Below are 18,159 nucleotides of genomic sequence, written 5' to 3' on the forward strand. Positions count from 1 at the left end.
CATGGGCATCACCGTCAGCAATCTGCATAAGCGCTTCGGCGACTTCACCGCCCTCGACAACGTCTCGCTCGACTTTCCGCCGGGCGAACTGGTTGCGCTGCTCGGACCTTCCGGTTGTGGCAAGACCACGCTCCTGCGCGTGATCGCGGGCCTCGAATACGCCGACGCGGGCCAGGTCGTACTGCAAGGCCAGGACGTGGGCGAGGTCGGCGCGCGCGAGCGCCAGGTGGGCTTCGTGTTCCAGCATTACGCGTTGTTCCGCCATATGACGGTGTTCGAGAACGTGGCGTTTGGCCTGCGCGTGAAGCCGCGCAGCGAGCGGCCCTCGGAGGCCGTGATTCGCGAGAAGGTGCACGAACTGCTCAAGCTCGTGCAGCTCGACTGGCTCGCGCAGCGCTATCCGTCCGAGCTTTCGGGCGGCCAGCGTCAGCGCATCGCGCTTGCGCGTGCGCTCGCCGTGGAGCCGAAGGTGCTGCTGCTCGACGAGCCGTTCGGCGCGCTCGACGCCAAGGTGCGCAAGGAGTTGCGCTCGTGGCTGCGCCGCCTGCACGACGACCTGCACATCTCGACGATCTTCGTCACGCACGACCAGGAGGAAGCGCTCGAGGTGGCCGATCGCATCGTTGTGATGAATCATGGGCACGTGGAGCAGGTGGGCAGCCCGCAGGACGTCTATGATCATCCGCAGACGGCCTTCGTCTACGAATTCCTCGGCGCCGCGAACCGGTTGCGCGGTAGCGTCGATGCACGCGGTTTCGTCGCCGATGGCGCGGCGCAGCCGATCTCCGTGCACGCGAGCTTCGAAGGCCCGGCGCTCGCCTACGTGCGGCCGCACGACCTCGTGCTGCACCGCGAAGCGAGCGATCATCGCGACGGCATCGTCGTCGACGTGCGCCGCGTGGTGACGCTGGGCGGTTCGGTGCGCGTGGAGCTGGAAAGCCGCACGGGCGGCGCGCTCGAAGCCGAGCTCGACCGCGAGTCGTGGCGCGCGCTGGGCCTCACAGTGGGCGAGGGTGTTACGGCCGTGCCGCGCGGACTGCGCGTATTTCCGGCGCAATGAGCGTTGTAAAAAGCGGCCCAGCAAGCGTTACAGTGCTCACATCGACAAAAACGAATAATCGGTCAGCAGTCCCGGAGAGAAGACCATGAATTTTCAGCAGTTGCGTTTCGTGCGCGAAGCCGTGCGGCAGAACATGAATCTGACCGAAGTGGCGAACGTGCTCTATACGTCGCAATCGGGCGTCTCCAAGCAGATCAAGGATCTCGAAGACGAACTCGGCGTGGACATTTTCATTCGCCGCGGCAAGCGCCTGACCGGACTCACGGAGCCGGGCAAGGCGGTGCATCAGCTGATCGAGCGCATGCTGCTCGACGCCGAGAACCTGCGCCGCGTGGCGCGCCAGTTCGCCGACCAGGACAGCGGTCACCTCGTGGTCGCGACGACGCACACGCAGGCGCGTTACGCGCTGCCCAAGGTCGTGCACCGGTTCCGCGAAGTGTTTCCGAAAGTCCACCTCGCACTGCGTCAGGGCAACCCGCAGCAGATCGCGCAGATGATCATCAACGGCGAGGCCGACATCGGCATCTCGACCGAGGCGCTCGACCGCTTCCCCGATATCGTCACGTTCCCGTGCTACTCCTGGCATCACGTGGTGGTCGTGCCGAAGGCGCATCCGCTCGTGGGCCGCGAAAATCTCACGCTCGAAGACGTGGCCGAGTATCCGATCATTACCTACGACCAGGACTTCACGGGCCGCTCGCATATCGACCAGGCGTTCGCGAAGGCTGGCGTGGTGCCCGACGTCGTGCTGACCGCCATCGACGCGGACGTGATCAAGACCTATGTCGAACTCGGCATGGGCGTGGGCATCGTCGCGGCGATGGCCTACGACCCGAAGCGCGACAGCGAACTCGTCGCGCTCGACACGGAGCATCTCTTCGATGCGAGCACGACCCGAGTGGGCCTGCGCAAGGGCGCGTTCCTGCGCCAGTACGCGTACCGGCTCATCGAAATGTTCGCGCCGCAGCTCACCGAGCAGCAGATCGCGAGCCAGCTGCGCGAGGCAACCTGAAAAGCGCGCTGATTTTCTCGGCGGGCGGCGGATCGCTTAAAATCGCCGCCATGAATACTTCCACTTCCTCTACCGCCGCGGCGTCCAGGGCGCTGCCGCGTATCGCCGTGCTCGCCACGGGCGGCACGATTGCGGGCTCCGCTGCGGACGCCGCGAACACCGCCGGCTACCAGGCCGGCGTGATCGGTGTCGGGCAACTGCTGGCAGCCGTGCCGGGCCTCGACGCCATCGCCCAGATCCATGCCGAGCAGGTCGCAAGCATCGACAGCAAGGACATGTCGCTTGCGCTATGGTCCACGCTCGCTCAGCGCGTGAACGAACTGCTGGCGAGCGACGAGATCGACGGCGTGGTGATCACGCACGGCACGGATACGCTCGAAGAAACCGCGTACCTGCTGCATCTCACGGTGAAGAGTGCGAAGCCGTGCATTTTGACGGCCGCCATGCGGCCCGCCACCGCGCTTTCCGCCGACGGCCCGCTCAATCTGCTCAATGCCGTCACGCTCGCCGCGAGCGAGGTGGCGGCCGGGCAGGGCGTGCTGGTGGCGTTCAACAACCGCATTCATTGCGCACGCGACGTCGCGAAGGTCAGCACTTACGCGGTCGATGCATTCCAGTCGCCGGAAATCGGCGCGCTGGGCTGGGTGCAGGACGGGCGCGTGGAATTCCAGCGCCGCGCGCTGCGCCCGCATACGGTCGATGCGCCGTTCACGGCACCGGTCCAATGGCCGCAGGTCGAGATCGTGATGAGCTACGCGGGCGTGTCGCGCGCGGCGGTCGAAGCACTCTTTGCCGCCGGTGTGGATGGGTTCGTCGTGGCCGGCACGGGTAATGGCTCGATTCACGGCGCGTTGCAGCAGTCGCTGGCCGAAGCGGCCGCCAAGGGCGTGGCCGTCGTGCGCGCCTCGCGCGTCGGCTCGGGTCACGTGATGCACAACGGCGCGGCCAAGGACGATACGCTCGGCTTCGTGTCTTCGGGCACGCTGAGCCCGTACAAGGCGCGTGTGCTGCTGCTGCTCGCGCTAGCGGCGGGCACGACCGACAAGGCGGGGCTGCAGGACGTGTTCGACACGTACTGAGGCTGGCCGCGCACAAAGTAAAACGGGCCTGGCGGAGCGATCCGCCAGGCCCGTTGCGTTTCTGGCCGTGTTCGCGTGTTGCCGCGCTTACTGCAGCGGCGGAATCACGAGCACCTGACCGGGATAAATCTTGTCCGGGCTCTTGAGCATCGGCGTGTTTGCCTCGAAGATCGCGTCGTTTTTCGCGCCGCTGCCATAGTACTTTTCGGCGATCTTCCAGAGGTTGTCGCCGGCAACGACCGTGTGGTGCTGCGCTTCGGGCGCGGGGTTCGTCACGGTCATCTGGTCGTCGACCTTGTCGACGTTCTGCACGTTACCGGCCGCCACGAGGATCTTCTCCTTCGTCGGCTGGTCGGCGGCGTTGCCGGTGACTGTCACCGTGTGCGAGACGCCGTCGTAGGTCACGCCGAGGTTGTCGGCATCGAGACCTTGCGAACGGATATAGGCCGCGATCGCGTCGCCGGCCTTCTGGTTCAGTTCGGCAAGATTCGCGGAAGGGTCTGCCGGTGCGGCAGCGGGTTCCGCGGCGGCGGCCGGAGCGGCAGCCGTGCCGAACAGTTTTTCGCCTGCTTCCTTGATGAAATTGATAATGCCCATCGATCACACTCCTCACGTGCTGGAAATGACTGGGTGGTCACGCGTCGTGTCCACATTGACCCGTCGGCATGACAGCCGGATGAAAGCACGATTCTAGAAATGCGGCCGCGAACGCGTCCATCGGGGCAGCGTTAAAGAGTGTGAAACCGGGGAGAGAAAAGAGAGAGCAAAGAAAAACGGGCATCCGACACGCGGACACCCGATGACGACGTCTGACCGACCAAGGCTTCCCCGCCGTCACCGGGTGCCGCTTTCGGACCCCACTGGCCGCCCTCAGCCCAGAGCGGCACCGATTTGCCTCGCGACGGTTGCCGCCGTCGCGAAGCGCCCCACGGGAGGCTGATGCGCACGCTCGAATGCCTGCGCACCAGCCGGTATGCGTGATCCGGTTCTACAGGCGGCCCGCACGTTGCGTCGCGCGAACCGCCGTTCTGCTACCTGCTATTTGCTACGGCTAAAACTCAAGCCACCTTCACCTGCGCTTGCGGTTCGGCGATCTCGAAGTTCGCCATGATCTCAAGCGCGCGGATCATCGCAGAGTGGTCCCACGCCTTGCCGCCGTTCGCGGCGCACACGCTGAAGAGCTGCTGCGCGCTCGCGGTATGCGGCAGGGCGATGCCCAGCTTGCGCGCGCCGTCGATCGCGAGGTTCAGGTCCTTCTGGTGCAGCTCGATGCGGAAGCCCGGATTGAACGTGCGCTTGGTCATGCGCTCGCCGTGCACTTCCAGAATGCGCGACGAAGCAAAGCCGCCCATGAGGGCCTTGCGCACGCGCTCGGGGTCCGCACCCGAACGTGCTGCGAACAGCAGCGCTTCGGCTACGGCCTCGATGTTCAGCGCGACGATGATCTGGTTCGCCACCTTGCAGGTCTGGCCTGCACCGTTATCGCCGATGAGCGAAATGTTCTTGCCCATCAAATCGAACAGCGGCTTGGCAAGATCGAACGACTTTTGCGGGCCGCCCACCATGATCGTGAGCGTGGCTTCGCGTGCGCCGACTTCGCCGCCCGAGACCGGCGCGTCGAGATAGTCGCAGCCGAGTGCGTTGATCTGTTTGGCGAACTGCTGCGTTTCGAGCGGCGAGATCGAGCTCATGTCGATCACGAGCTTGCCGGCCGAGAGACCCTTGGCGACGCCGTCGTCGGCGAACAGGACGTTGGCGACATCAGGCGTGTCCGGCACCATCACGATGACGATGTCCGAAACCTTCGCGACAGCCGTCGAATCGGCGACGACTTCGGTTTGCGTGCGCAGGTCGTCGGGCACCGGGTACTTGCCGTTCACGGCGAGCGTGTGGCCGACCTTGATGAGGTTGCGCGCCATGTGCGCGCCCATGATGCCGAGTCCGATAAAGCCAATCTTTGCCATCTTGTGTCTCCGTTAAAGCGAATGCGTGAATGTGCGTAGTTGCGTCCGATTGCGGGCTCAGGCGAGCTCGGCGGTGCGCTGCTTCGCGCTGCGCAGCCAGCCGAGGCCTTCGACGGTTGTCGTGCGCGGCTTGTACTCGCAGCCGATGTGGCCTTCGTAGCCGAGCGAGTCGAGCAGATCGAACAGGAACGGGTAGTTGATTTCGCCCGTGCCCGGTTCGTTGCGGCCAGGATTGTCGGCGAGCTGGACGTGGGCGATCTTCGCGAAGTGCTTCTTGATCGTCGCGGCGAGTTCGCCTTCCATACGCTGCATGTGATAGATGTCGTACTGCAGGAACAGGTTATCCGAGCCGGTCTTTTCGATCACGTCGAGCGCTTCGGCCGAGCGGTTCAGCGCGAAGCCGGGAATGTCGTACGAATTGCACGGCTCGACGAGCAGGCGGATGCCTTCGCGTTTCAGTTCGCCGGCTGCGTAGCGCAGGTTCTCGACGATGGTGGCGAGTGCCGTATCACGATCGACGCCGGCCGTCGGAATGCCGACGAGGCAGTTCAGTTGCGGCACCTTCAGTGCCTTCGCATATTCGATCGCGCGGCCAACGCCTTCCTGGAACTCGCCGCGGCGCTCGGGCAGGCAGGCAATGCCGCGCTCGCCCGCTTCCCAGTTGCCGGCGGGCAGGTTGTGGAGTACGAGCTTGAGGCCGTTGACCTCGAGGCGCTCGGCCAGCTCGGCGGCCTTGTACGGATACGGGAACAGGAACTCCACGGCGTCGAAGCCCGCTTGTGCGGCCGCTGCGAAGCGGTCGAGGAAGGGCACTTCGTTGAACAGCATGGTGAGGTTCGCGGCGAATTTTGGCATGGTGCTGGGTCTCGCTGGTCGGTCAGTAAAGGAAGTCAGGCGGGAGGTGACGCGGTAAGTCACTCAGACAGCGCGCCGATGCCGTGCGCGCTGCCTGTATTGCGGTGCGACGTGAGCGGGTGCACTCAGTCGAGAGCATTCAACGCGCTGATGGCAGTCGGCGCGTGCTCGGGCTTTTCGGCCAGTTCCTCGAACTCGTTGATGGCGTCGATTTCGGTGCCCATCGAGATGTTGGTCACACGCTCGAGAATCACTTCGACGACGACCGGCACGCTGTGCTCGGCGGCGAGCGCCTGGGCTTGCTTGAGCGCCGGGGCGATCTCTTCGGGCTTGAACACGCGCAGCGCCTTGCAGCCGAGGCCTTCGGCAACCGTGACGTGATCCACGCCGTAGCCGTTCACTTCAGGCGCGTTGATGTTCTCGAACGCGAGCTGCACGCAGAAGTCCATGTCGAACGCGCGCTGCGCCTGGCGGATCAGGCCGAGATACGAGTTGTTCACGACCACGTGCACGTACGGCAGCTTGAACTGCGCGCCCACGGCCAGCTCTTCGACCATGAACTGGAAGTCGTAGTCGCCCGAGAGCGCCACGATGGGACGCGTCGGATCGGCTGCGCGCACACCGAGCGCCGCCGGAATCGTCCAGCCGAGCGGGCCCGCCTGGCCGCAGTTGATCCAGTTGCGCGCCTTGTACACGTGCAGGAACTGCGCGCCGGCGATCTGCGAAAGGCCGATGGTGCTCACGTAGCAGGTGTCGCGGCCAAACGCCTTGTTCATCTCTTCGTACACGCGTTGCGGCTTGATCGGCGTGTTCTCGAAGTGCGTCTTGCGAAGCATCGTGCGCTTGCGTTCCTGGCAGTCGGCCACCCACGCGCTGCGATCCTTCAGCTTGCCCGCGGCCTTCCATTCCCTGGCGATTTCGACGAACAGTTCGAGCGCGGCCTTCGCGTCCGAGACGATGCCGAGATCCGGGCCGAACACGCGGCCGATCTGCGTCGGTTCGATATCGACGTGCACGAACTTGCGGCCCTTCGTGTACACCTCGACGCTGCCCGTATGGCGGTTCGCCCAGCGGTTGCCGATGCCGAGCACGAAGTCGGAGGCGAGCATCGTGGCGTTGCCGTAGCGGTGCGAGGTCTGCAGACCGACCATGCCGGCCATGAGCGGATGGTCGTCGGCAATCGCGCCCCACGACATGAGCGTCGGGATCACGGGCACCCCCACGGTTTCGGCGAACTGCACGAGCAGGTCTTCGGCTGCTGCGTTGAGCACGCCGCCGCCCGAGACGATCAGCGGCTTGTCGCTCGCGTTGAGCATCTCGAGCGCGGCTTCGATCTGCTTGCGCGTCGCCTTAGGCTTGTAGACCGGCAGCGGCTCATACGTGTCGATATCGAATTCGATTTCGGCGAGCTGCACGTCGATCGGCAGGTCGACCAGCACCGGACCTGGACGGCCCGAGCGCATCAGATGGAACGCCTGCTGGAACACGCGCGGCACGAGCGCCGGCTCGCGCACGGTGACGGCCCACTTGGTGACGGGCTTGGCGATCGACTCGATGTCGACGGCCTGGAAGTCTTCCTTGTAGAGGCGGGCGCGCGGCGCCTGGCCCGTGATCGCGAGGATCGGAATCGAATCGGCCTGGGCCGAGTAGAGACCCGTGATCATGTCGGTGCCCGCGGGGCCCGAGGTGCCGATACACACGCCGATGTTGCCCGGCGTGGCGCGCGTGTAGCCTTCGGCCATGTGCGAGGCGCCTTCGACGTGGCGCGCCAGCACGTGCGTGATGCCGCCGGCCTTTTTCATCGCCGAATAAAACGGATTGATGGCTGCGCCCGGCACGCCGAAAGCGGTATCGATGCCTTCTTTTTCGAGCACCAGAACTGCGGCGTCGACGGCTCTCATTTTGGCCATGATTGTCTCCTGAATGTCTCGTATGCGAGGAATGGCGATGCGTTGAGGCCCACTTTAGGGGCGCAGGAAAGGTTTGATAAGATCAGTCCCAGTCGTTTATTCCGAAACAAAAAGTATGGAATGTCCGCGAGGCGGGGCTTCCGGCCGCGCCGGCGCCTGCGGCGCGCGGCATGGGACATCACCAAGCGCTGAAGCGCCAGGTGCTGCCGACAGCTTTGCATGGGGCATCACTAAGCGCTGAAGCGCCAAGTGCTGCCGACAGGAGACACGCGATGGACCGCTTCAAGCAGATCGAAACCTTCGTACGCGTCGCGGACGCGGGCAGCCTCGCGGCGGCGGCGCTCGAGGAAGGCGTCTCGCCGGTGATCCTCGGGCGGCGTATCGACGCGCTGGAAAAGCGCCTGGGCGTGAAGCTCATCTACCGATCCACCCGGCGGCTCGTGGTGAGCGAGGAGGGCGCGGCCTTTCTCGAACGCTGCCGCGGCCTGCTCGCCGACTGGGATCAGGCCGAGAACGAGCTGTCCGCCGGGCGTCAGGTGGTGAGCGGCCATCTGATCGTCTCGGCGCCGGCGGCGTTCGGGCGCAAACACGTGGCGCCGCTCGCGCCCGAGTTTCTCGCCGACAAGCCCGAACTCCAGGTGTCGTTCAATCTCACCGACCGCGTGGTCGATCTGGTGCGCGAGGGCTACGACCTGTCGATCCGCATCGGCGGCGCGGTGGACCCGAACTTCGTTGCTGTGAAGCTCGCCACCAACCGGCGCGTGGTGTGCGGCACGCCCGAGTATTTCCGCAAGCACGGGCGGCCGAAAACGCTCGAAGACCTGCCGAACCACAATTGCCTCGCGTTCAATCTGCAGGGCGGCCAGAACCGCGGCTGGTACTTTAGCCGCGGCGGCAAGCTCGTCACCGTGCGCGTGGGCGGCACGCTCGACTGTAACGACGGCGAGCTGCTGCACCGCTGGGTGACCGAGAGCCTCGGTCTTGGCTGGCGGTCGACCTGGGAGATCGACGCCCAGCTCGCGCGCGGCGAACTCGAAACGGTGCTCGACGAGTACGCGCTGCCCGATTACGACATCCTCGCGGTGTATCCGCAGCAGCGCTACGTGCCGGCGCGCGTGCGCTACTTCATCGACTATCTCAAGGAGGTCTACGCGCGGCCGGGGTACTGGGCCGGCGTGTAGTCGCGCGCTTCGAATTTATTTTTCGTTTTCGTGCACACGGAGCGGGAATAAACTGGCCCGAGCTTCGGTAGTGCCTGTATGCGGCCACGGTCGCGCAAGCCAAACGAAGATGCGAGGGGACCACGTGGGAGAAACCGCGTACGAGCAGGATGAGGCCGCACGCAGCCGCCGCTTTCAGGCGCTGGCGCTGCCGCATCTCGATGCGGCCTACAACCTCGCGCGCTGGCTCTCGCGCAACCCGGGCGACGCGGAAGATATCGTCCAGGAGGCGTTTCTGCGGGCGTTTCGCTTCTTCGACGCGTTTCGCGGCGACGAGGCCCGCCCCTGGGTGCTCGCGATCGTGCGGCGCGTCTGGTACGACGAATGGCGGCGGCGCGCGGGTGCGGAAGAGGTGGCGCCGTTCGACGAGTTGCGCGACGACGCGCCGCTCGAAGGCTGGGAAACGGGCGGCGTCGATCCCGAGACGCTCGCGATCCGCGCCGAGGACACCCGTCACGTGCACGACGCGCTCAGGCGCCTGCCGGTGGAGTATCGGGAAGTGCTGGTGCTGCGCGAGCTGGAGGAGTTGGGCTACCGCGAGATCGCGGCGATCGCCGATCTGCCGCTCGGCACCGTGATGTCGCGGCTCGCACGAGGCCGCAGGCGTTTGGCGACGCTGCTGGCGGCATACCGCGGCGGCGAGCGCGATACGCCCACGGCGGGTAGTGCAGTCGATGAGACTGCGAGCGATTCGGTTGTCCGCGCCCACGGCTGCGCGGACGACAGGGCAGGAGTCGGGGGAAGCAATCAAGCCAGGAGACCATCCGGCCGGGGGAACGGCGGTCGGTTCCGCGAGGAACCGGCCGCCGACGGCGGAGCGCCGTTGCGCCCTCGCTCTCAAACCGAAGGCCCGAACGACGGAGGCGCCCGATGAACTGTAACGAAGCGCGCCCGCTGGTCGACGCGAGCGTCGACCGCGAACTCTCCGCCGCCGACGAATGGCGAGTACGCGAGCACCTCGCGGGCTGCGAGCAGTGCCGCCGTGTCGCCGACGATGCGCAGGCCATCTCTCAAATGATCCGTTCCGCGCCATACCACCGTGCGCCGGCTGGGCTTGCTGCGCGTATCGTCGCGGCACTGCCGGCGACAGACGCGGCGCCTGCGAAAGCAGCGCCTTCGCCGGTCCCTGCGCGCGACTCGCGAGGCTGGCGTGCCTGGGTGCGCAACTGGTGGCCGGGCGGCGGGGTGCGGGACGACCTGGGCGGCCATGGCTGGGGCGCGGCGTCCGTCAACGCGGGTCCGCGCGCGGCCACGCTCGCGTGGTTCGGCTGCGCGGTGCTGATCCTTTGCGCGCTGGCGGTGATCGCCACGTTGCATCTGCGCCGCCCGGCCGCTGAGACCGCCTTCGTCGACGATCTCGTGTCGAGCCACGTGCGGGCCCAGATTTCGGGCCGCGATATCGACGTGATCTCGACGGACCGCCATACCGTGAAGCCGTGGTTCAACGGCCGGATCGACTACGCGCCGCCTGTCTTCGATCTGGCGCAGCAGGGCTTTGCGCTTGCGGGCGGGCGTCTCGATTATGTGGGGCGCGAACGTGTCGCCGTGCTCGTCTATCACCATGGCAAGCACGTGATCGATGTCTATGTGTTCCCGCCAGGCGCGAACGGGCCTGCCGTCTCGGGCGCCGCGCCGCAGAGTTCGAGCGAAGGCTACGCACTCCTGCGCTGGCAGGCGGCGGGCATGACCTTGTGGGCCGTGTCGGATGCCGGTGCGGACGCGCTCGACGGCCTGCGCGCGGCGCTCGACGCCCGTCTGGCGAGCGGCGCGAGCGAGGCGGCCGGCAGCTAGGCTGTCGCCTCACACGGGCGCACAGGGGCGCCTTCACGGCGCTCCTCGCCGCGCAAGTCATTGAAAACACGCCCGATTCATTGCCCGAACGCACGATCTGGCTTGCGTGTGTAGCCCATCCGCGCTACAATCTTCGGCTTCTCACTTGCCGCACCGGTTCCGACGCCCGGGTGGCTTTAATCCACAAGGAGTGATACATGCGTCATTACGAAATCGTCTTCATCGTGCATCCCGATCAGAGCGAGCAAGTGCCCGCCATGATCGAGCGCTACAAGAGCACGATCACCTCGCACGGTGGCCAGATCCACCGCATCGAAGACTGGGGCCGTCGTCAACTGGCCTACATGATCGAGAAACTCGCGAAGGCTCACTACGTCTGCATGAACATCGAATGCGACCAGACCACGCTCGACGAACTGGAACACGCGTTCAAGTTCAACGACGCTGTTCTGCGTCACCTCATCGTCAAGATGAAGAAGGCCGAAACCGGCCCGTCGCCGATGATGAAGGAAGTGCAGCGCGAAGAAGCCAAGAAGGCGGCTGCCCAGCCGACCGAAGCGCAGGCTTAAGTACGTAAGCCATCAGGATTCAAGCAAAGTCATAGCCAACCCCGCGTGAACAGGCTTCAACTTACCGCTAGCGTCGTCGAACGCGAACCGGTGCGGTATACCCCCGCCGGCGTTCCGATCGCAAGCGTCACGTTGCAGCACCGCACGGAGGTCGTCGAAGCCGGCATTCCCCGCTTCGTCGAACTCACGATGCCCGCGGTGGCGGCCGGCAAGGCCTGCGGTCTCGTAGAAAGCTGTGAGATGGGCGTGGAAGCGCTCTTCACCGGTTTTCTGGCGAAAAAGCACCGCAATGCGCGAACCCTGGTGTTTCACATCACCGAAATGCAAGGCACAGGAAAGGACTAATCATGCCCCGCCCGACTGGTAAGAAATTCGACAAGCGTCGTCAGCAACAAAACCCGCTCTTCAAGCGTAAGAAGTTCTGCCGCTTCACGGCTGCAGGCGTCGAGCAGATCGACTACAAGGACCTCGATACGCTGAAGGACTTCATCGGCGAAAACGGCAAGATCACGCCGGCTCGTCTGACGGGTACGAAGGCCCACTATCAGCGTCAGCTGGACACGGCTATCAAGCGCGCGCGTTTCCTCGCGCTGATGCCGTACACCGACCAGCACAAGGCCTAATAAGACGACGCGATAAGGAGCAATAGAATGCAGATCATTCTTCTGGAAAAAGTCGTCAACCTGGGTAACCTCGGCGACATCGTCAAGGTGAAGGACGGTTACGCACGTAACTTCCTGATCCCGAACAAGAAGGCACGCCGTGCTACGAAGGACGCAATCGCTGAATTCGAAGTCCGCCGCGCAGAACTCGAGAAGGTCGCCGCTGAAAAGCTGGCAGCAGCGCAAGCCGAAGGCGAAAAGCTGAACGGCCTGACCGTCCAGATCGGCCAGAAGGCCGGCGTGGACGGCCGCCTGTTCGGTTCGGTCACGAACGCGGACATCGCCGTTGCGCTCACGAAGCAAGGCTTCGCAGTGGAAAAGGCGCAAGTGCGTCTGCCGGAAGGCCCGCTGAAGATGGTGGGCGACCACCCGGTGCAGGTTGCGCTGCACACCGACGTCCTCGTCGACGTCACGGTGTCGGTGCTGGGCGAGCACGCCTAAGTACCCACGTGCGGCCCTCGCGGGCCGCATGGTTTGACGCAAGACTCAGGAAGGGCAGGAGCCGCAGGGCTTCTGCCTTTTTTGTTGTGCGCTGCCTGGACGCTACGCTCGTTGCAAGTTTTCAAGCTTGTTCGAGGCACCCCCTTGTCCGATAATTGCCCTCCATGAACGCTCCGAAAGATCCCCAACTCGACTCGCTGAAAGTCCCGCCGCATTCGATCGAAGCCGAGCAATCGGTGCTCGGCGGCCTGCTGCTGGATAACGGCGCATGGGACCGGATTGCCGACTTCCTCTCGCAAAGCGACTTCTATCGCTACGATCACCGCATCATCTTCGAGCACATTGGCCGGCTGATCGCCGCCACGCGCCCGGCCGACGTGGTGACGGTGTACGAGGCGCTCGGCACCTCGGGCAAAGCGGATGACGTGGGCGGCCTCGCGTACCTGAACGCGCTCGCGCAGAACACGCCGAGCGCCGCGAACATCCGCCGCTACGCGGAAATCGTGCGTGACCGCGCGGTGCTGCGCCGCCTCGTTTCCGTCGCCGACGAAATTTCCGCCGACGCCTTCAACCCGCAGGGCAAGGAAGTGCGCCAGCTGCTCGACGAGGCCGAGTCGAAGGTGTTCTCGATCGCCGAAGACGGCGCGCGCGGTACCCAGGGCTTCCTCGAAATCGGGCCGCTGCTCACACAGGTCGTGGAGCGCATCGACACGCTCTATCACACGGCCAATCCGAGCGACGTGACGGGCACGCCCACGGGCTTCATGGACCTCGACCGCATGACGTCGGGCATGCACGGCGGCGAGCTGATCATCGTGGCAGGGCGCCCATCGATGGGTAAGACCGCGTTCTCGATGAATATCGGCGAGTACGTGGCCGTGGAGTATGGTCTGCCGGTGGCGGTGTTCTCCATGGAAATGCCGGGCACGCAGCTCATCATGCGTATGCTCGGGTCGGTTGGCCGCCTGGATCAGCACCGCATGCGTACGGGGCGCCTCACCGACGAAGATTGGCCGAAGCTCACGCACGCCGTGCAGAAAATGAGCGAGGCGCAGATCTTCATCGACGAAACGGGTGGCCTGAACCCGATGGAATTGCGCTCGCGCGCGCGACGTCTGTCGCGCCAGTGCGGCAAGCTCGGGCTCATCATCATCGACTACCTGCAGCTCATGAGCGGCTCGGGCACGGGCGAGAACCGCGCGACCGAAATTTCGGAAATTTCGCGCTCGCTCAAGAGCCTGGCGAAGGAACTGGATGTCCCGGTGATCGCGCTCTCGCAGCTGAACCGCGGCCTGGAGCAGCGTCCGAACAAGCGGCCGGTGATGTCGGACCTGCGCGAATCGGGCGCAATCGAACAGGACGCGGACGTCATCCTGTTCATCTATCGCGACGAAGTCTACAACCCCGACAGTCCCGACAAGGGTACGGCCGAAATCATCATCGGCAAGCAGCGTAATGGTCCGATCGGACCCGTTCGCCTCACGTTCCACGGCCAATACACGAAGTTCGACAATTTTGCCGGGGCGCAAACCTTCTACGGCGAATAACGCAAATCGTTGCGCGGCTTGCGCCAAAGTGGCGCAAATGCCGCTTTGGCGACTGCCGATCCATGCGGCAGCTCTCGCCTGACGATACAATATTGCCGTTTTATGACAGTCAGCTCTGTCGCTTATTTTGCCGCCTTGTTGCCGTGAAGTGACCGCGAAGTCACCGCTTCGTGACGGCAATCCGAGACCAATTTCCGGGATACCAATGTTCGGTCGATTCATGCCCACCGAGGGCAAGTTCTTCGAGATTTTCAATGCGCATGCGAAATGCATCGTTTCCGCGAGCCGCGAACTCGAACTCCTGATCGATAACCTCGCTGACGCCGAGGTTCACAAGCAGAATGTGCAGGCCTCCGAAAAGGCCGCGGACAAGCTCACGCACGAGGCGATCGACCTCCTGCACAAGACCTTCATCACGCCGCTCGACCGCGACGAGATCCACAAGCTGATCACGACGATGGACGACTGCCTCGACCTCATGGAAGACGTCGCGACGGCCATTTCGCTCTATGACGTGCAAGCCGTGACCGCCGAGGCGAGCCAGCTGGCGCACGTGGTGACGGCCACGGCCGAGCGCGTGCAGCTGGCGGTGGGGCTCCTTTCCGACATGAAGCAGGCGCGCGAGATCCTGCAGGCCTGCGAAGACATCGACCGCCTCGAATCCGACGCCGACCGCTTGCTGCGCGGGGCCATCTCGAAGCTCTTCCGCGAGGAAGACGACGTCAAGAACCTGATCAAGCTGAAGGCGATCTACGAACTGCTCGAAGCGATCACGGACAAGTGCGAGGATGTCGCGAACATCATCGAAGGCATCGTGCTAGAGAACGCCTGAGCGCCCTGCGATGCAATCGATACAACTCGCTCTCTGGGCGGTCGCGACGCTGGTCGCCATCGCTCTCATCTTCGACTTCATGAACGGTTTTCACGACGCGGCGAATTCCATCGCCACGGTCGTGTCCACCGGTGTTCTGAAGCCGCAGCAGGCGGTGGCATTTGCCGCCATGTTCAACGTGATCGCCTATTTCGTGTTCCACTTGAAGGTGGCGCAGACGGTAGGCAAGGGCACCATCGACCCCGATATCGTCGACCACTACGTGGTGTTCGGCGCGCTGATGGGCGCGATCGGCTGGAACGTGCTCACCTGGTACTACGGCATTCCGTCGAGTTCGTCGCACGCGCTGATCGGCGGCCTCGTGGGCGCGGCGCTCGCGAAGTCGGGCTGGGCCTCGCTCAACTTCGACGGCCTCATGAAGACCGTGGCGTTCATCTTCATCTCGCCGCTGCTCGGTTTCGTGCTGGGTTCGTTCTTCATGCTCACGGTGTCGTGGCTGTACTTCCGCACACCGCCAAGCAAGGTCGACCGGCGCTTCAGGCGCCTGCAGCTGCTCTCCGCCAGTCTCTATAGCCTCGGCCACGGCGGCAACGACGCGCAGAAGACCATCGGCATCATCTGGATGCTGCTGATCGCAACGGGCTACTCGGCGATCGGCTCGGACGCACCGCCCATCTGGGTGATCGGCGGCTGCTATCTGTCGATGGGTCTCGGCACGCTGTTCGGCGGCTGGCGCATCGTGCGCACGATGGGCCAGAAGATCACGAAGCTCAAGCCGGTGGGCGGTTTCTGCGCGGAGGCGGGCGGGGCGCTCACGCTCTTCACGGCTTCGTCGCTGGGTATTCCCGTTTCGACCACGCACACGATCACTGGCGCGATTGTCGGCGTCGGCGCGACGCAGAAACTCAGCGCGGTGCGCTGGGGCGTGGCGGGCAACATCGTCTGGGCCTGGGTGCTGACCATACCGGCCTCGGCCACGCTGGCTGCGGCCGCCTGGTGGCTCGGTCACCGCTTCATGTAAAACCTGCGGCGCCTTCGGGCGCCGCAGTGCTTTTCAGACCTTGTGAGCGCGCTGATGCGCGTTTCAGATCAGCGGCGTGCTGGCCCCGTCCATCGGAATGAGCGCGCCGGTGACGTAGCTCGCGCGGCGGCTCGCGAGGAAGAGCGCGACATCGGCAATTTCCTCCGGCTTCGCATAGCGCCCGAGCGGCACCTTCGACTCGCCGCTCGCCAACGCCTCTTGCGCGCCGACGCCTGCGCGTTGCGCCTCCAACTGAACGGCTTCCTGCAGCCGCTCTGTGAGCGTGGCGCCGGGGTTGATCGCGTTGATGCGGATGCCGTAGCGCGCGTGGTAGTGCGCGAGGCCCACGGTGGCGAGCATCAACGCCGCGTTGGCCGCGCCTCCCGCGATATGGATGTCGCTCGCGAACTTGCCGCCCATGCCGATGATATTGACGATGGCCCCGGGCTCCATGCTCTCGCCCGACTTGATCCGCTGCACCATGCGGCGCAGGACTTCCTGCTGCGGGTAGATGTAGGGGAAATATTTCGCCTCCATCGTGGCCCTGAACGCGTCCGCATCGAGCGTCTCCGGGTCGTAGCGGCGTGCCGCGCCCGCGCTGTTGATGAGGATGTCGATGGGGCCGACCGCGGTGGAGACTTCTTCGACCACGTCGGCGGCGCTATGCGCTTCGTGCAGGTCCGCGCGCGTGAGGTGCACGTGCAGGCCTTCGCTCGCTAGTTGCTCACGTGCACGCGCGAGATTGGCGGGGTCGCGCGAAACTATTGCCACGCGGGCGCCTTCCTGCGCAAAGGCGCGCGCGCAGGCAAGGCCAATGCCCTTGCTGCCGCCCGTCACGAGTACCACCTTCTTGCTGAGTCCAAGATCCATCGTCGCCTCGCTGCGCGAAAGTATGAAAAACGGTCCCAAAACGATAGCAGAGGCGCGGGGCGCCGAAAACCGTTGGAAGCAAGACACGCCGTCCAGCCATGGGCAACGCGCCGCTCAGCGCCGTGGCGGGGCCGCTTCAGTCGCCGCCGTTGGCGAAGCGCGCGATGGGGTCGTCGCTGGACTGGGTCGGGGCGGGCGAGGCTGAACCGGCTGTCGAGGCGCGCATGATCTGCGCGCCGCCTGCGGCTGGCGATGCCGCCTGGATCGGCGTCGAGCCCACCTGGCCGGCCTGGCGCGCCGCTGCGCTTGCCGTGGGCGGCGGGGGCTCGAAGGCGTCGGCCGCGGCGTCGATGGCGTCTCGCGGGGCGCTGGCGGCAGGGTTGGCAGCGGGGGTTGCAGCTGGGTTGGCAGCGTATGCAGGCGAGTTGTTGCCGGGCGCAACCGCGGGTGCGCGCGCGCCCGCGTCGCGTGCCTGAGTCTGCGCCGCGCCGAGCGAGGCGGGCGGCGGCTCGAACGCGTCGGCCGGGGCGGCCGTGGAAGCCGTCGGCGTGGTGGCTGGCGTTGCCGCTGGTGTTGCCGCATAGGCCGGCTGCGGTCCGGCAACGATGCGGTTCTGGCTCGCGGCCACGGCTCGCGGCGCGGGCTGCGCCGCCGCAGCCGGCGCAACACTCGCCATTGCGGCAGCCGGTTGTGCGGCGCTCACGGCCGGTCCGCGTTCAGGCGGCGCAGACGCTTCCCAGGTCGGCGTCTCGAAAGGCGTGCGCTTGGGCGGCGCCATGCGGCGGATCCCGTCGAAACGCTTGGCCCAGTAGGGGTTGGTCAGATAGTCGAGACGCACCGTGCCGCCGGTCGAAGGCGCGTTGACGAAGCGCAGGTTGCCGACGTATATCCCGACGTGGGAATGCGGCCGCCCCGTCGTATTGAAGAAGACGAGGTCGCCGGCGGCAATCTCGTCGGGCTCGATCGTTTCGCCGCGCATGCTCATTTCGGCCGTGGTGCGGGGCAATTCCACCGAGGCCGAGCGCGCAAGCACGTATTTGACGAGACCGCTGCAATCGAAGCCGCTATCGGGCGTATTGCCGCCCCAGCGATACGGAATGCCGACGAGCCCCATCGCCTGGATCGAGATTTCCTCGCGGCCCACGCTGTGATCGACGAAATCGGGAAAGCCCGGCGGCTTGGTGCGCCACGCGTTTTCGCTGGAAGACGAACCGCTGCGCGATACCCTTTGCGGCGTGCTGGAGCACGCGGCAAGCAGGACTGCGATCAGAAGCGGAAGCCAGAGTCGACGCATGAAGCAGAGGTGGCGCGCGCGACGCTTGCGCC

At 65.2% G+C, this 18,159-nt stretch carries 19 protein-coding genes; 13 read left to right on the top strand and 6 right to left on the bottom strand.

Features of this window, described 5'->3' with window-relative positions:
- The first annotated feature begins 1 nt into the window (after window position 1).
- The 3 genes from E1N52_RS18905 to E1N52_RS18915 all read left to right on the top strand — a co-directional run bounded on the left by E1N52_RS18905 (window position 2) and on the right by E1N52_RS18915 (window position 3,151).
- Window positions 2–1,060 carry a sulfate/molybdate ABC transporter ATP-binding protein gene (locus E1N52_RS18905; RefSeq protein WP_133184267.1) on the top strand — a complete coding sequence of 353 codons (1,059 nt, stop codon included), beginning with the start codon at window positions 2–4 and terminating at the stop codon, window positions 1,058–1,060.
- 85 nt (window positions 1,061–1,145) lie between these two features.
- Complete coding sequence (locus E1N52_RS18910; protein ID WP_133184268.1) at window positions 1,146–2,072, top strand: CysB family HTH-type transcriptional regulator; 927 nt, start codon at window positions 1,146–1,148, stop codon at window positions 2,070–2,072.
- Between the two features lie 50 nt (window positions 2,073–2,122).
- A complete protein-coding gene (locus E1N52_RS18915; RefSeq protein ID WP_133184269.1) occupies window positions 2,123–3,151 on the top strand; it encodes an asparaginase in 1,029 nt (342 codons plus the stop codon).
- A gap of 87 nt (window positions 3,152–3,238) precedes the next feature.
- Here E1N52_RS18915 and lysM read toward each other — a convergent pair whose 3' ends face one another.
- The 4 genes from lysM to gcl form a co-directional block, all read right to left on the bottom strand.
- Window positions 3,239–3,748: a peptidoglycan-binding protein LysM gene (gene lysM / locus E1N52_RS18920; protein ID WP_133184270.1), complete on the bottom strand. Its 510-nt coding sequence runs from the start codon at window positions 3,746–3,748 to the stop codon at window positions 3,239–3,241.
- 461 nt (window positions 3,749–4,209) lie between these two features.
- A complete protein-coding gene (locus E1N52_RS18925; RefSeq protein ID WP_133184271.1) occupies window positions 4,210–5,115 on the bottom strand; it encodes a 2-hydroxy-3-oxopropionate reductase in 906 nt (301 codons plus the stop codon).
- A gap of 57 nt (window positions 5,116–5,172) precedes the next feature.
- The gene (hyi, locus tag E1N52_RS18930; protein ID WP_133184272.1) at window positions 5,173–5,970 is read right to left on the bottom strand and encodes a hydroxypyruvate isomerase; all 798 of its coding nucleotides are present in this window, start codon (window positions 5,968–5,970) and stop codon (window positions 5,173–5,175) included.
- Between the two features lie 125 nt (window positions 5,971–6,095).
- The gene (gene gcl / locus E1N52_RS18935; protein ID WP_133184273.1) at window positions 6,096–7,880 is read right to left on the bottom strand and encodes a glyoxylate carboligase; all 1,785 of its coding nucleotides are present in this window, start codon (window positions 7,878–7,880) and stop codon (window positions 6,096–6,098) included.
- A gap of 272 nt (window positions 7,881–8,152) precedes the next feature.
- On the opposite strand from gcl, the gene E1N52_RS18940 reads away from it, so the two are divergent.
- The 10 genes from E1N52_RS18940 (at window position 8,153) to E1N52_RS18985 (ending at window position 15,963) form a co-directional block, all read left to right on the top strand.
- The gene (locus tag E1N52_RS18940; protein WP_133184274.1) at window positions 8,153–9,061 is read left to right on the top strand and encodes a LysR family transcriptional regulator; all 909 of its coding nucleotides are present in this window, start codon (window positions 8,153–8,155) and stop codon (window positions 9,059–9,061) included.
- A 109-nt stretch (window positions 9,062–9,170) separates the two neighbouring features.
- A complete protein-coding gene (locus tag E1N52_RS18945; protein ID WP_133184275.1) occupies window positions 9,171–9,974 on the top strand; it encodes an RNA polymerase sigma factor in 804 nt (267 codons plus the stop codon).
- Window positions 9,971–10,891, top strand: coding sequence for an anti-sigma factor family protein (locus tag E1N52_RS18950; RefSeq protein WP_133184276.1), 921 nt, complete (start codon window positions 9,971–9,973; stop codon window positions 10,889–10,891). The genes E1N52_RS18945 and E1N52_RS18950 overlap by 4 nt, the downstream gene beginning before the upstream one ends.
- Window positions 10,892–11,088: 197 nt before the next feature.
- Window positions 11,089–11,460 carry a 30S ribosomal protein S6 gene (rpsF, locus tag E1N52_RS18955; RefSeq protein ID WP_027818337.1) on the top strand — a complete coding sequence of 124 codons (372 nt, stop codon included), beginning with the start codon at window positions 11,089–11,091 and terminating at the stop codon, window positions 11,458–11,460.
- Window positions 11,461–11,505: 45 nt separating this feature from the next.
- Entirely contained in the window at window positions 11,506–11,805 is a 300-nt protein-coding gene (gene priB / locus E1N52_RS18960) for a primosomal replication protein N (RefSeq protein WP_028204898.1), read from the top strand.
- A gap of 2 nt (window positions 11,806–11,807) precedes the next feature.
- Window positions 11,808–12,083: a 30S ribosomal protein S18 gene (rpsR, locus tag E1N52_RS18965; protein ID WP_110384466.1), complete on the top strand. Its 276-nt coding sequence runs from the start codon at window positions 11,808–11,810 to the stop codon at window positions 12,081–12,083.
- A 27-nt stretch (window positions 12,084–12,110) separates the two neighbouring features.
- Window positions 12,111–12,563: a 50S ribosomal protein L9 gene (gene rplI, locus E1N52_RS18970; RefSeq protein WP_069267538.1), complete on the top strand. Its 453-nt coding sequence runs from the start codon at window positions 12,111–12,113 to the stop codon at window positions 12,561–12,563.
- Window positions 12,564–12,727: 164 nt separating this feature from the next.
- Window positions 12,728–14,110 (top strand): replicative DNA helicase, encoded by a 1,383-nt coding sequence (locus E1N52_RS18975; protein WP_069267537.1) that lies wholly within the window; start codon window positions 12,728–12,730, stop codon window positions 14,108–14,110.
- A gap of 205 nt (window positions 14,111–14,315) precedes the next feature.
- On the top strand, window positions 14,316–14,942 hold the full coding sequence (locus tag E1N52_RS18980; protein ID WP_069267536.1) for a DUF47 domain-containing protein: 627 nt from the start codon (window positions 14,316–14,318) through the stop codon (window positions 14,940–14,942).
- Window positions 14,943–14,952: 10 nt separating this feature from the next.
- Window positions 14,953–15,963: an inorganic phosphate transporter gene (locus E1N52_RS18985; protein WP_133184277.1), complete on the top strand. Its 1,011-nt coding sequence runs from the start codon at window positions 14,953–14,955 to the stop codon at window positions 15,961–15,963.
- A gap of 63 nt (window positions 15,964–16,026) precedes the next feature.
- On the opposite strand, the gene E1N52_RS18990 is transcribed toward E1N52_RS18985, so the two are convergent.
- Entirely contained in the window at window positions 16,027–16,833 is an 807-nt protein-coding gene (locus tag E1N52_RS18990) for an SDR family oxidoreductase (protein WP_133184278.1), read from the bottom strand.
- Between the two features lie 136 nt (window positions 16,834–16,969).
- Window positions 16,970–18,127, bottom strand: coding sequence for a C40 family peptidase (locus tag E1N52_RS18995; RefSeq protein WP_133184279.1), 1,158 nt, complete (start codon window positions 18,125–18,127; stop codon window positions 16,970–16,972).
- Window positions 18,128–18,159 lie beyond the last annotated feature (32 nt).

Source organism: Paraburkholderia guartelaensis, from assembly GCF_004353905.1.
Taxonomy (GTDB): Bacteria; Pseudomonadota; Gammaproteobacteria; order Burkholderiales; family Burkholderiaceae; genus Paraburkholderia; species Paraburkholderia guartelaensis.

Coding starts and splice junctions, on each gene's coding strand:
- E1N52_RS18905 (WP_133184267.1), top strand. CDS start 2: ATGGGCATCACCGTCAGCAATCTGCATAAGCGCTTCGGCGACTTCACC.
- E1N52_RS18910 (WP_133184268.1), top strand. CDS start 1,146: ATGAATTTTCAGCAGTTGCGTTTCGTGCGCGAAGCCGTGCGGCAGAAC.
- E1N52_RS18915 (WP_133184269.1), top strand. CDS start 2,123: ATGAATACTTCCACTTCCTCTACCGCCGCGGCGTCCAGGGCGCTGCCG.
- lysM (WP_133184270.1), bottom strand. CDS start 3,748: ATGGGCATTATCAATTTCATCAAGGAAGCAGGCGAAAAACTGTTCGGC.
- E1N52_RS18925 (WP_133184271.1), bottom strand. CDS start 5,115: ATGGCAAAGATTGGCTTTATCGGACTCGGCATCATGGGCGCGCACATG.
- hyi (WP_133184272.1), bottom strand. CDS start 5,970: ATGCCAAAATTCGCCGCGAACCTCACCATGCTGTTCAACGAAGTGCCC.
- gcl (WP_133184273.1), bottom strand. CDS start 7,880: ATGGCCAAAATGAGAGCCGTCGACGCCGCAGTTCTGGTGCTCGAAAAA.
- E1N52_RS18940 (WP_133184274.1), top strand. CDS start 8,153: ATGGACCGCTTCAAGCAGATCGAAACCTTCGTACGCGTCGCGGACGCG.
- E1N52_RS18945 (WP_133184275.1), top strand. CDS start 9,171: ATGCGAGGGGACCACGTGGGAGAAACCGCGTACGAGCAGGATGAGGCC.
- E1N52_RS18950 (WP_133184276.1), top strand. CDS start 9,971: ATGAACTGTAACGAAGCGCGCCCGCTGGTCGACGCGAGCGTCGACCGC.
- rpsF (WP_027818337.1), top strand. CDS start 11,089: ATGCGTCATTACGAAATCGTCTTCATCGTGCATCCCGATCAGAGCGAG.
- rpsR (WP_110384466.1), top strand. CDS start 11,808: ATGCCCCGCCCGACTGGTAAGAAATTCGACAAGCGTCGTCAGCAACAA.
- rplI (WP_069267538.1), top strand. CDS start 12,111: ATGCAGATCATTCTTCTGGAAAAAGTCGTCAACCTGGGTAACCTCGGC.
- E1N52_RS18975 (WP_069267537.1), top strand. CDS start 12,728: ATGAACGCTCCGAAAGATCCCCAACTCGACTCGCTGAAAGTCCCGCCG.
- E1N52_RS18980 (WP_069267536.1), top strand. CDS start 14,316: ATGTTCGGTCGATTCATGCCCACCGAGGGCAAGTTCTTCGAGATTTTC.
- E1N52_RS18985 (WP_133184277.1), top strand. CDS start 14,953: ATGCAATCGATACAACTCGCTCTCTGGGCGGTCGCGACGCTGGTCGCC.
- E1N52_RS18990 (WP_133184278.1), bottom strand. CDS start 16,833: ATGGATCTTGGACTCAGCAAGAAGGTGGTACTCGTGACGGGCGGCAGC.
- E1N52_RS18995 (WP_133184279.1), bottom strand. CDS start 18,127: ATGCGTCGACTCTGGCTTCCGCTTCTGATCGCAGTCCTGCTTGCCGCG.